Here is a 13073-nt window from a genome sequence, read left to right as displayed (position 1 = left end):
TGTCAGATTTGCCCTAAAGAAAGTGTAGTAGCACGGTAGCATGACTTTATTTTTAATTAAACAAAATTATTATTTTAAACATTTGTTGATTTTGTGGTTTTCATGCATCGCCACTAGCTGAGCATCGACAGATGCTTTGTTGACGGGAGGGGACATGTTCTGACCCGCGTTTAAGTTCTGTAAGGACAAGCTCGTCTGTTTCTGGTACTGAACGGATAAGCTAACTGAGCGAATGTCCGTTGTGGGCGAGGAGCGGAAGTTAGTCTCGTAAGCACAAAAGCAGTCAGTCGGAAGCTCTATAAAAGTGAATGATTCGTTTTGCAGGGATACTTACACCGCCAGTTAGTTTGAAAATGGTGCAATTTCTCAACACAGGGTTTACCCAGATGGCTATGTCACCACCTCCTGTTTTTGAAGGCAACGACTATTAGAGCGTCTCTGAAGAATTTTTTAGCAAATTACCAGCTGATCTAAGAGCGCCTTTTGAACAAATAATGAAGAAAGGGGCGGAGATTATTAGCGGTTGCGATAAAGAGATTGAAAGTCTGATTAGACTTATAAAGGTAATACCTACTACAACAAGCCTTAGTTACATTTATCGTCGGCTTCGTACGACCAAGTTTGAAATCACTACTGAATCGATGATGGAACAGGAGATGTTAAAAACCGCTTTTGTGGTCAGCTACGCACGTTTGTTCGCCAAAAGCAATGGCACTTGCGTTCTCCAGCGGAATGATCTCCCTGTCCACCTACGGGCTGTTCATGATGAGCTGTATAAAATTCGCAACGAACGTTATGCTCATAACGGAGGTCATAACCCCCTACAGCGGCCTCGTCGGCTTACTGGTTTTAGCACTATTACCTTCTATAACCTCTCTTTTGCGGTAGATAACTATTGCAGGGATCGTTTGGATGAGCAACATGCGTATAATATGGCTTGCCATCACAAAACTCGCATTCGCGTTAAGCGCCAGTGCCGCAAAGGACATTGATTCCACGCTCCCGGGAACCCAGGAGAGCATCAATACATAAAATGGATAATCCAGAAGATGCGCCGCTGTAAATGCCATCATGACCGTCACACCCAGTCCAATAGCAATGAGCTGTATTGAAGACCAAAGATGACGCAAAAATGCAGTCAACGTAAACGCAATAAAATGATGCCCCAGTAATATGCCCATCAGGATCATACTGAACTGATTGAAAATATCGGGAAAAAACACAGTCTGAGATGACAAAGGGTGCAGGAGTGCTGCACAAAGCAACGACGTGATCATAAAGGGCGCAGGAAAGTGGAAGCGTTCAAGGCATTTGCCCAACACATAGCCCGCAAAGACAATACCCAATAGCCAGAGCACATTAGTCGTTGCAAACAATACAGGCGGCATGGCCATATGGGTTTGCGCACCGCCGGTAATATATCCGGCAAATAAGGTCAATGTGATGAGCCGTAGCGAGTGCGAAATGATAATTTTTTGCGGCGGCGTTTTAACATGGGACGCTAGCGCTAATACCGCTGCCATTGCCCCCGGAACGGCGCCCAATAACGCCTCTTCCTTACTCCAGCGTAATCGGTGAATACACCACAAGTAGCATGCGGTGAATTGCAGGGATAAGCATACTAATAAAAACACCAGTAAAAATGCGATATTTCCTTGCGCCCCAAAAGAAAAATCGCGAAATAAAAGACCAATTGACGTACCAAGAGAGAGTTGAATCACCGTCAGGCTGCCCGGCAGTACTGGCACAGAAAGACCGGTACGTTTTAACACCAGCACGGTAATAAGGGGGCCAAACATCATACCTAACGGAACGTTGCAATAGGTAAAACCCAACCCAGCCAGGATACAAAGAGCAAAACCTAACAATAATTTCATACACCTTTCTCCTGGCTACCGGGAGTGTTAAATACTCAGTGAACGGTTTCGTTAACCCAAAGGGTATTTTCAGCAACCCATTGGGTCAATGCATCAAGACGTTCGTGTATTTCCCGGCTGGACTCCGCTTGAACAATAGCACTCACGATCTCGCCATTTGTTAATTTCATCGCGTCATATTGGCGGCCGACGACACCTGTTGCCCGATATTTAACCACAAAAGGCAATGGACATTTTTCCGCAATAGAGAGGAGCGTGCCCTGTGCAGGCGGCACATTTAATTGGCCAACCCGTAAAACGGGTTGTCTTTGCGATAAATCCTGCGGATAGATTTCGCATAAACTGGCTTTAAGCCAGGTCATTCGAGGATCAAGACCAAAAGCGGCCCCTAATTCTTCATTGACAAAGCAGCCACCTAATCGGCAAGCAAGCTCGCCAAAAATAATGTTGTTATCTTTATCAACAAAAACTTCAAGGTGAAGCAATGCGTTTTCTTCCGTTGGAAAAACCTCTTCAGCAAGATATTTGGTGTAGGCAATCAGTTTACGATGCAGCGGCGTGTCATCTTCCATAACCAGACCTAATGTTTTCCCGGATAGAAAATCCAGGCAGGAGACGGTTGCACGAGATGCAGAAACAAATATCGCCTTTCCTTTTAAATACAACGCATTAATTTGATAAGCTTCGCCTTCGATAAATTTTTCAATGAGCAGATTGTGATACTCTGGCGGCTTAACCTGCGCCAGATATTTATAAAGCTGGCCTTCATTTTTAAGAACCACCACGCCCTGTGATCCACGCCCATCATTAGGTTTGATGACGCAGGGATATCCCTGTTCGGCAATGAATCGCGCCATCGCAGTCGCACTGTCGACGCGTGCCATAGCAGGAACCGGTAACTGATGAGACTGAACAAGCGATTTCATCATAAATTTATCACGGAAGAACATGGCCTTTTTTTCACGGTCGTGTGTCAAACCCAGACGATCGCTGATTCGCGCGGCCCTCAGAACATCGATTTCGGCGAGGTAAAAGATACCCGTTGCTTTATTGTCTTGGGCGTAGTGGTAAATATCCATTTCCACGAAGGGATTATCATTAAAGTTTTCATAAAAAAGGAAAGAAAAACCTGCCCCCATATGATCAAGAATATTATCGATCTGGCTTGCGCACGTTGCAATCAGAACCGGGGCCACTGATTGCAATGACTGCCACTCTTCACGTGAGTGCTGAAAAATAATTTTTGGTGGACACAGCAAGATATTCATTGTTTTTCTCATTCAATATCAAATGTAATGACAAATACATCCCGATAACCTTTTCCTGGCAACAAAGGAACCACTGCCGCGGTATAATGCTGATAATTCACATCATTGAATATTACTGCATCGCCCGCATGCAGTTTGAACGTAGAGGCATCATTGCCCCCATCATGATTAGGAATAAGCGTGGTTTCTCCACCAGTCACATTCTCAATTTCGCTGCAATAGATTGCAATGTACTTAAAACCATCTTTATGAATACCCTCTGGAGCGGGATATCCAGGCCTTCGGTCATCTGTCGTTATTCTTATTTGATGAATGCCAATATTGTAAGTCGTGTCTGGAAGCAATGGCAAAAGCTTACGAAACACCAGATTCATCACTTCTTCAGCAACGTCTTGTTTTATTTCTGGGTATTTTCTTGCAATGCCACCAGCGTAATTGTTCAGTTTTCCCGCTTGAAAAAACTCACCCACTGCGCACAGATCAAAATACTTTTCACGTCCGGCCCTGGCCTGCATGTAACTTCTGAACCGAAAAATACCATCTTCAGCCTTAAGCCATGGATCGGGTAGTAATTCATCAAAACTATTTTTGACTTTCGCTGAAGTCTTCCCCAGTCGAATATGATGATAGGCGTGCATAGATAACGTCCTTAATACGGTAGTTTGAGCAGTCTACTTATAAGATATGAAATGCATATCCAACAATAAATAATATTGCAGACTCTTTTATACTGATAATCTATGGGCAAAAGTAAGGAGGCAGGCTCCTTACTTTTTAAATAACTCTACTTGCTTTTTTTACGTAACTCCGTCACTGGCACGCCACCAATTCCCCAGTTATCAGTCTCCACTTCATCAATGACCACGATGGTTGTGCTGGGGTTTTTATTAAGGACATCAACCAATAGTTGTGTCACTCCCTCCATTAATTTTTTCTTTTGCTGATCGGTAGCACCTTCATTAGTAATTTTAATATTTACGTAGGGCATATGAACTCCTTTTATTAGATAATTTTTGACATTGCACCAAGATAAACAAGTGCAAAGAGATTAAACGATAGAACATAACCGTAGTGCATTTTAAAACTGGTGTTACTGGGTGATACATTCAGACTGTTTGCGGCGAAAATAGCATTGATCGATACGGGAGAAATAAGCTGAGTTGCAATAAATAAGCAAATCCATATCTGATAATCAACCATCCCTCCCGTAAGATAATCAGAAAATATCGACCATGCGATACTAAAGATAATCAGTGGATGGATACCTAATAAACCAAAAAGCGGTACGATGAACAAAATAATCGCGTAGATCTGCAACGTTGTCAGCCCGCCAACATAAGCAGTGATACCCTCAGGTACATGGGAAAAAAGCAGCCAACAAACTGAGGTCAACACACTACAGCTTAAAAGCAACAATACCTCACCGGATATATTCTGTGCTGATTCAGTTAATTGCTCAGCCCAGGGTTTATCCTTTTTAACCAGATGATCGACAACAAAGAGCACGACTGCTGTAAAGGCAATACTTTGCAGTGAATTAAGATTCAGTACCGTTAATGAAAAAATGAATACTCCCCAGAACAGACCTACACATAGCAGGATATACCGCATCCCATCACGGCTGGGTGTCACCGTCTCGTTTTCAGCGATTACCGTCACTTTTGCGCTTTGGTTGAACAAGATACTGAATAAAAAGAGAGGGATACCCACCAGCATCGCCTTAAGATGCGGTACGTCAGGCATTGCCGCCCAAACGGCAGCAGCGCCGATGGTGGTTGGCATCAGTACCATCGTAATGCATACGGTGCGCGTAATAATCTTTGCCAGGTTGAATCTTGGCCCAATAACTGACTTGAGGCCATCGAGCAGCAATGATATTGCCCCCAGACTCATTGGCCATGTTAAGAACGCCGTCAATAACGTAACCCCAAAAGTCATGTTCGATGTTTTTCTACGCGAAAAATATCCTCCCAGAACAGCTGTAAAATTAAGAGAGGCCATGACTTGTCGTAATAAGGCAATACCAACAAGCAGTAAAATCACATCAAAATATCGCGAAAAAATTGCAGGGAGCACAATGCCTTTCAGGTTGTTTGTAGCAAGAAGAAACATCATCGAGCAGAGAAAAATAATCACACCACTTCTGGCGGATGATTTTTTTGACCAGAAAGCAAATGTCGATGCGAAGTAGAGCACGGCGGTAACTCCCGCAATAGCCGACATCGCCGCATGTTTATCCGTCAACGCACAAGCGAACAGAAATACCAGCAATGATGTTATCGCTAACGCAGGTTGCAATGATTGCCACGCCTTGCCACGGGCCTGGATTTGCTCAGTCTGCATTTATCGCTACCTCTGGCTGAGCCTGCCGCACCATCATTTGATGATACATATCTGCGACACAACGGCCTGCATCAACCAGGAATCTTGAATTAACCAGCGGACGTGGCAGGACGTAGGTGTAAAAATTCGCGCCTTCCGCAGGATTGCCCAGCACCCAAAAAGTCGTCTGCGCTTCCCCCATGCGATTAATAGGATGCTGGCATTGATCGATATCCAGCCCACCCGGGTGATACCCCTCATTCATAAATGGACGAACAATACCATTGGCTGTCATATTTCTGATTAACGGTGAAGCGTCATGTAGTGGCGAAAAACTGGCAATTTTCGCCTTGATTAAAACATCAGCCTGAATCTCAGTACTCTCTTCTTTAAAAGGTGAGTGAACTTCGAATTTTCCTTCGCAGTCGTTCAATACTAACCTTGAATCTTTACCACCGGCCAGACTCACCACATTCGCTTCCATTAATACTAATAGTTGTTCATTTCTTAACTTCGGCGGGCCAACGGCAATGCGGTTAAAAATAGGATTAAAATGCTCAAGGAAATACTGATGTGACCGCGATTCAAGCCCTGAATTATCAATCGCTTCTCGTAAAATATCCCTGACATCACGAATAATGTCTGTCGCCGCTTTGATCGGGCCATGGACATTGCCCTCCTCAGACTCCTGGAGATCTTTACGCAGGAAATACATAAACCATTGAGTATAATCCTTTAAACTCAGATGTTCCTGCGATTGATGTGGATAAAGCACACTGTCAATTACCGCGATGTCTTCAGCGCTCGGTTCATAAGAGCCAGCATCTAACCACTGCCCATTTAGGGTTGAACGATAGGCATAACACATTTCTTTATGCAGTAAGGGGAAAACTTGTTCAAGAAAATCGATTTTTGAAGATCCTTTCTCAAACACATTTTTCAACCGCAATTCTCTGATAGCCATTGCCGTTAAGAAGCGTGGGGAGTACTGCCCAGAAACGCCTTTTTGATTCGCGCCGCGACTGCTAAAAGGTAGAGCCTTACGTGAATAGATAAAAATACCCGGTTCTTTTCCGGAAGGATGATAGCGAAGCTCACCCTCTTCCCGGCTAAATTTTCCACCCCTGCCGATAGTGAGTTGCGAAATGACATCATAGGCAGTCAGACCAATACCCTGAACAATCACATTTGATTCCGCTGTTATTTTATTCAAATTATTTATTGGATAAGGAGTCGAATAGTAGTCCAGGCGTTCATTTTTCTTATAATTATTGGCAATAAATCGTTCAACAAGATGATCGTCAAACGTTTTGGCGTTGTCGCTGTGACCAGTGGTTAAATAGACGTAATCGGCCACCACACGCTGACTGTCTTCCAAGACAATAATAGACTTCGCATCGTCCTGAATCAGAATGTTGTTGGCCTGCTGATTTATCTGTGTAACCGAGATATTGTCAGGCAAACTTTTGATAATTTCGTGATAAAACCAATTTAAGTATTCACCTAATAATCGACGAGGTAAATAATCGTTGGCGTCAATTGGTTTGCCAGCCACGTCTTTTAAATAACGGCCATCAACATTTTTATAGCCCTGCTCATTAGCCCACTGATGAAAACATGGCCCTGAACGGAAAGATCCGGCATTTTTTACCGTTGCATCACCAAATAATGTTATCTGGCAAGCAACGGTGTTAACCAATAAATGGTCGGGCTGCGATAAACTGTGCGCACCTACACCCATCGCATTTTTATCAACGATAACAATATTAATATGTTCATTCTGTTTACGTTGTGCATGCTGAGCACAAATCCTTTCCAGAATACTAAGCCCCCGAGGTCCCATTCCTATAATAGCAACGGTTGTCTTTTTCATTCTTTGCTCCAACTTTGAGAGTATTTAACTTTGCTGTGTTGAACATAGCTAATCCCTGCTGCGATAAATAACGCACAAGCGCCAGATAATATTGAAATAGTCATCCCGTTTTTATTGTTCTGAAACGCACTCACGATTAATGGCCCGGCAATTTGCCCAATGCCATATGTTAACGTCACCAGACCCAGAAGATTAATTTTCTGTGGTGCAGAAATCTTTTTCGCGAGTGGCATAACGAGAGAACTGGTTCCCATGAAAGTTGCACCAAAGCCAATACAACTCAAGGTCAATAAAAGCGGGGAATGGATAAACGAGGCCATCACAACGCAGCTCGCCTGCACAATTAAGTTAACACTCAGGCAGGACAATATGCTCCACTTGCGTGCAGCCCATAACCAACCATAGCATCCTGGGATAACGGCAAGGCCAACAATAGACCAGATATGGTTGGCCAGAAATTCATTACCCACTCCCCGGGCTATTAAAGGGAGATAAGTAGCTACAATGATATAACCGAAGCCTGCCAGTCCATATAACAATGCTAAATTCCACCACTGGATGTTCGGCTCGGATGACGAAGCTTTTTTCTGAGGAGGTAGAACGTGTTTATTTGCAGGCAGCAAGATAATCAGCGCGATGAAGAGTACAGCTGAAATGATTGACGCGCCGATCCATAGTAGCTTTGAATTTAATGCATATGCGATACCGGCTATAACATATTCATTGCCTATAAAAATACCCACCCCGACGCCGGCAAACAAAGAAGCAATGACAAACGGATTATGGGTATGCTGTAGCATAAGCATCGACCCGAATATCATCATGCCTGCGCTGGCAACACCGGCGATAAATCGAATAACAATTACTATATCAGGGGGCGTGACTACTGCCATCGCAAAAATAAGCAGGCCGGTGACTAATGCAGCACAAATTAACATCGTTTTGATATTCTTCAGGCCACCAAAAATACCAAACGAGAACAGGAGGCTGCCAACCAGGTATCCGGCGTAATTCGCGCTTGCGATTAACGATAATTGCGAAAAATTAAAAATGCCTTCATGCAACATGACCGGCAGCATCGGAGTATATAAAAACCGACCAATTCCCATCCCCAGCGTTAAAACAATCATACCGAAGACAGCCGTGCTCAACTGGCGATGGCCAATAACATTGTGATCAAGATCCATTTTTCAGGCTCAATATGTCAATCAGATTTGATTGTTATGTTACATAAAGAAATGATAATAAAAAGTTAATAAAAATGACGAAAACCTTCACTTTGAGTGACAGACACGATGAACAGTACCTCATTAAATTTGTTTAAAACCGTCGCGGAAACCGGCTCTATCACCGCAGCAGCCCGTAATCTGCACTGCGTTTCTTCAAACGTCACGACGCGGCTCAAGCAACTGGAGTCCAGCCTGGATGTTTCGTTGTTTGTTCGCGAGAAGAATCGTCTTCACATCACCCCTGAAGGTGAACTGCTTCTGCGTTACGCTAACAAAATCCTCGCGCTTTTAGACGAAGCCGAGTTGTCTATACAGGGAACGAAAGCGGCTGGCCCTCTGCGCATTGGCGCAATGGAAACCACTGCCGCCGTCCGACTTCCTGCTTTGCTGGCAAACTTCCACCGTGAAATGCCCTCCGTAGAATTAAACTTAAAAACGTCACCGACAGATGTGTTAGTTCGTCAGATCCAGAATAGTGAACTTGAAATTGCCTTCGTCGCTGACCACAAGGCGTTGCACGTAGACAATTCAAGGCTACAAACGCAGGTGCTGTGTCAGGAAACCCTGGTTCTGGTTACGGCCGCAGAGCATGGTGATGTCGTGACGGGAGCCGATCTGGAGGTGACAAGGCCGCTCGTCTTTGTGAAAGGATGTAATTATCGTTCCCGGCTTGGGCAATGGTTACGGCTACAAAATGTCGATTATGACGACCCGCTGGAGTTTGGTTCTTTTCAGGCAATACTTGGTTGCGTAAGTGCCGGAATGGGCATTGCATTATTGCCTGAGAGCGTCGTCAAACAGTATGAAACGAGCTTCCCCATACGGTGCCACTCTATTACTCCTCACATTGGTAATGTCAATACTATGATGATATGGCTTAAAAATCGTGAGGTTAGCCGGGTATTGAATTGCTTTGTTTCCTTTGTTTCATCCCACTGAGGTATTCCACAACCATATTGTGCCGTTAGGGTTTTTGGGCTGGTAAATACTCCATATGGATCTATTATCGATGCAGGCTTTCAGTTTCAGGATTGACTAATGCAATTTAATAGAGTTGCTGAAGATTTCTTTCATGGGATTGGTCAAGAAATTTGACCACTGTTTTGTAGTAAGAACGGCATCTGCTCTCTGATTCGTTCGTTGCCAGTCTGCCATTGGCACAGGGCTGCTGTTGCAGCCCTGACAACCTTAGACTTCAATCGATTCAGAGATCTCTAACGCATCATCGACTTCAATGCCCAGATAACGGCGATCCTGTTGTGCTCCAGCATCCTGCACGGCAATTTACCCTGACGGGGAATAACATGTTGATATGCAAAAATGTTCCTAACAAAATTGATTTCAGTTACATCGAGGCTAACGGCTACGATCCCTTTATGCGTGATTTCATCAAAGGTAAAACCTATCCGTATGGTGAGTGGTAGGACATAACGATCAGAAAAATCATAAGGATCTGCTTGAGATCCTTTTGAGCATCAATCTGATTGTTTGACGGGTTAGACTTCTATATTTTTTTAAATGTTTCATTTTGCAAGTTCGCTCCCACCAGGTCAGCTATGACCGATTTTGGCATGGAACGGCTACGCTGACAGACCCAAGGACTGCCACGAGTAAGACTGGCAGTAATACTTTTCGACGCTTGTCATATCGCTTGTGGTAATAGAGGCGCAAAATCCCTCAAGTCAGGGGCTAATGTGTTTTATTACTTTTGGATTTCATCATTTCATAGCCAAACTATTCTAATCATTTTCAGCTTCCTGCCAGAAAGCGGGAAAAGTACTATTGTTCAGGCTTTAACAAAACAGTTAAACGCTCTGTACTTGAGAAGAGCTCCAATGATTATTATCTTGGGGGAGTTAGCAACGCCAGCCCCTGGAACTCAGTTTCTCGCGAGTTGGACCTTGAAAGTAGATACTACCTATATGGCAACTACGCGGTTGAGCGAGCACAAAACGAATTGTTTCCCAGACTGAGCGTCCATTTAATAAACGTTCCCCCATTCTGGATTGACTATCAACAAACGTATCTAACCCTGTAAGTTCGAAATCCGGTGGATACAACCCGGTCACACGTATATTTTCTTCGGACAACTGGTGTGACAGTTTAGATGTGAATCCGCTAAGCCCGTGTTTGCTGGCAAAAAAAGCGGGATGCGCAATTGAATCCGTAAAATTCGGAATCCCACATGAAGATATTATTGAGACGACATCCGCACTTTCTGAACGTCTTAACCCAGGCAACAATGCATGAGTCAGTAAAATCGCACCTGTCAGTCCTGAACTGACGGTATTGATAATTTCTGCGTCTGGTTGATCGTCTAACGTTCCTGACAGCCACTGGGCGGCATTAAGGATTAAAATGTCGATGGGCTTGTCTGAAGTTAACAACTGTGAAGAAAACTGCGAAAGGGATTCAGGCTGGGTTAAATCACAGATATATCCTTTTGCAATCCCTCCTTCAGCCGCGATGATACTGCAAGTTTTTTGAATATCATCAGCACGCCGCGCGCAAAAATCCACCTCGACGCCTTCTCGCGCCAGCCACACGCACAGCGCCTGGCCAAATCCTCCGCCTCCACCCGTAATTACAGCTCTTTTACCTCTTAGCATCTTCATCCATCCTTTTCTTTATGACTATGTGTGGATATAGATATACATGAGGAGGTGGATTGGCATCTTTCAATTAGTGCCATTTTTACATGAGGAATAGGGATAGGGGACTTGCAAAGCCAGCGTCTGGCGCGGAGCGGACTGAGCGTTAGGTTATTATATTCTCTGCAAGGATATGTATGCGCTGTAAACCAATTTTAATTGTGCTATTTAGTCAGTAAATTTGCTTAAAATACCATTCCTCTTCTGTTTATAAAGACAAGAAGAGGGATGTATTAATCATTTAGATATCAGTAGCCTGCAGCCCTGTTGGCTTCTTTGATGCGATTGTTTCTTGCGTCTTTATCATGTTGGTCTTTTGCCTGCATTATCCCACTTGCAGCATCCACCCAATCATTTGCGGTACAACCTGATAATACCATACTCAACATTAATGCAAACGCATACTTCATTTTAACTCCATCATTCATTATTGTATAAATAGCGTCTGTGTAATGCTCAATGTATTTAACGCTAATGCGGTTAATTTAACAAATAATCATATCTCAGGCAAGGTGAGGATTTCGAACCCGTACATGTAATGGGTAATTCATAATGATTAGCTGAAATAATTGAAGGGCCGGGTAGAAATAGCACTGCATAAAAAACGACATATCGTCTTGAGTGGATTATTAAACAGCGAATTAATTAGCCTCTGTGACAGAGGTTATCTTTACGCGTCAACGCATAGCTGCGCCACTCCCGGCGATTGTCATTCGTCGGGAGCTATCTTTATTTATCGAACCAGTAGTACTTTGAGTTCAGAACACCGGCAAACCCAGCCCTTGCTTTACTTCTTTTAATGTCTGCTGCGTGACCTCGTGCGCCTCTTCGCTTCCTTTTTTGAGCATCGCCATCAGCATACCTTTATCCTGGATGTAGGTTGCCCGCCGCTCGCGCATCGGGGCGATAAGCTCCTGCAAGCACATCTCCAGCTCGTTTTTGCATGTCCGGTCACCCAGCCCGCCGCGCTGATAATGTGCTTTCATCTCCGCCACTTTTGCTTTATCCGGATGAAAAGCATCGAGGTAAGTAAATACCATATTGCCGTCAATCTGCCCCGGATCGGACACTTTTAGATGATTGGGATCGGTGTACATTGCGCTGACTGCATGATGAATATCCTCTTCACTGGCGGACAGGAGTAGAGTGTTGCCGAGCGATTTTGACATTTTGGCATTACCGTCGATCCCTGGAAGACGGCTGGTCTCACTCAGTAGCGCTTTACAATGCGACAAGACAGAGGTCGGTAACAGACTATTCATCTTATGCACGATCTCATTGGTCTGTTCGATCATGGGCAACTGATCGTCGCCGACGGGAACCACCTCGGCTTTGAAAGCGGTAATATCTGCTGCCTGGCTGATGGGATAAACCAGAAAGCCAACCGGTAACGAGCGGGCAAATCCTTTCTGCGCAATTTCGTTTTTGACCGTAGGATTTCGCTCCACGCGAGCCACGGTAACAATGTTCATATAAAGCGCGGTCAGCTCAGCGAGGGCGGGCAGGGCCGACTGCAGACAAATGGTGGTGAGTGACGGGTCGATTCCTGCGGCGAGGTAATCAGCCAGCACTTCGGGAATATTGTTGCGGATCTTTTGTGGTGTGCTGCCGTTATCGGTTAGCCCTTGCAGGTCAGCAACCAATATAAACTGCTGATAATCATGTTGCAGCGTGGCGCGCTGGCGCAGAGAGCCAACATAGTGGCCGAGATGCAGCGGGCCAGTGGGACGATCGCCAGTGAGGATGATAGTTTTGTTGTTCATGTAAGACTCCTTAATCAAAAAACCGAAAGGGGTCTTTAAATGCAAATAACCGCCTTTCGGCGGTTATTTAAAATGGGGAAAACACATTCT

Annotated in this window: 11 protein-coding genes; 1 reads left to right on the top strand and 10 read right to left on the bottom strand. The window is 44.4% G+C overall.

The genetic code is table 11. The features are described 5' to 3' along the window. Positions 1 to 821: 821 nt before the first annotated feature. The 7 genes from HV243_RS13575 to HV243_RS13545 all read right to left on the bottom strand — a co-directional run bounded on the left by HV243_RS13575 (position 822) and on the right by HV243_RS13545 (position 8527). The gene (locus HV243_RS13575; RefSeq protein WP_053389364.1) at positions 822 to 1877 is read right to left on the bottom strand and encodes an AbrB family transcriptional regulator; all 1056 of its coding nucleotides are present in this window, start codon (positions 1875 to 1877) and stop codon (positions 822 to 824) included. Between the two features lie 35 nt (positions 1878 to 1912). Then, positions 1913 to 3145 (bottom strand): ATP-grasp domain-containing protein, encoded by a 1233-nt coding sequence (locus HV243_RS13570; protein WP_016156403.1) that lies wholly within the window; start codon positions 3143 to 3145, stop codon positions 1913 to 1915. 8 nt (positions 3146 to 3153) lie between these two features. Further along, positions 3154 to 3783: a 2OG-Fe dioxygenase family protein gene (locus HV243_RS13565; RefSeq protein ID WP_053389365.1), complete on the bottom strand. Its 630-nt coding sequence runs from the start codon at positions 3781 to 3783 to the stop codon at positions 3154 to 3156. 146 nt (positions 3784 to 3929) lie between these two features. Then, positions 3930 to 4133: a 4-oxalocrotonate tautomerase family protein gene (locus HV243_RS13560; RefSeq protein ID WP_016152960.1), complete on the bottom strand. Its 204-nt coding sequence runs from the start codon at positions 4131 to 4133 to the stop codon at positions 3930 to 3932. A 14-nt stretch (positions 4134 to 4147) separates the two neighbouring features. After that, positions 4148 to 5488, bottom strand: a complete 1341-nt coding sequence (locus HV243_RS13555) for a hypothetical protein (RefSeq protein ID WP_047417697.1) — start codon at positions 5486 to 5488, stop codon at positions 4148 to 4150. Beyond that, on the bottom strand, positions 5478 to 7340 hold the full coding sequence (locus HV243_RS13550) for an FAD/NAD(P)-binding domain-containing protein (RefSeq protein ID WP_131350653.1): 1863 nt from the start codon (positions 7338 to 7340) through the stop codon (positions 5478 to 5480). The genes HV243_RS13555 and HV243_RS13550 overlap by 11 nt, the downstream gene beginning before the upstream one ends. Next, on the bottom strand, positions 7337 to 8527 hold the full coding sequence (locus tag HV243_RS13545; RefSeq protein ID WP_053389367.1) for an MFS transporter: 1191 nt from the start codon (positions 8525 to 8527) through the stop codon (positions 7337 to 7339). The genes HV243_RS13550 and HV243_RS13545 overlap by 4 nt, the downstream gene beginning before the upstream one ends. 108 nt (positions 8528 to 8635) lie before the next feature. Between HV243_RS13545 and HV243_RS13540 the strand changes: the two genes are divergently transcribed. Continuing rightward, the gene (locus tag HV243_RS13540; protein WP_053389368.1) at positions 8636 to 9508 is read left to right on the top strand and encodes a LysR family transcriptional regulator; all 873 of its coding nucleotides are present in this window, start codon (positions 8636 to 8638) and stop codon (positions 9506 to 9508) included. 917 nt (positions 9509 to 10425) lie between these two features. Here the strand turns inward: HV243_RS13540 and HV243_RS13530 are convergent. The 3 genes from HV243_RS13530 to trpS form a co-directional block, all read right to left on the bottom strand. Further along, positions 10426 to 11178 carry an SDR family oxidoreductase gene (locus tag HV243_RS13530; RefSeq protein WP_053389372.1) on the bottom strand — a complete coding sequence of 251 codons (753 nt, stop codon included), beginning with the start codon at positions 11176 to 11178 and terminating at the stop codon, positions 10426 to 10428. A gap of 290 nt (positions 11179 to 11468) precedes the next feature. Further along, complete coding sequence (locus HV243_RS13525) at positions 11469 to 11630, bottom strand: hypothetical protein (protein ID WP_016152967.1); 162 nt, start codon at positions 11628 to 11630, stop codon at positions 11469 to 11471. A gap of 348 nt (positions 11631 to 11978) precedes the next feature. Continuing rightward, positions 11979 to 12983, bottom strand: a complete 1005-nt coding sequence (gene trpS / locus HV243_RS13520) for a tryptophan--tRNA ligase (protein ID WP_053389369.1) — start codon at positions 12981 to 12983, stop codon at positions 11979 to 11981. Between the last annotated feature and the right edge of the window lie 90 nt (positions 12984 to 13073).

This window comes from Citrobacter sp. RHBSTW-00599 (assembly GCF_013784065.1).
GTDB classification, from domain to species: domain Bacteria; phylum Pseudomonadota; class Gammaproteobacteria; order Enterobacterales; family Enterobacteriaceae; genus Citrobacter; species Citrobacter braakii.
Note: the sequence above shows the minus strand (reverse complement) of the source record. Positions and strands in the feature narration are given on the sequence as shown.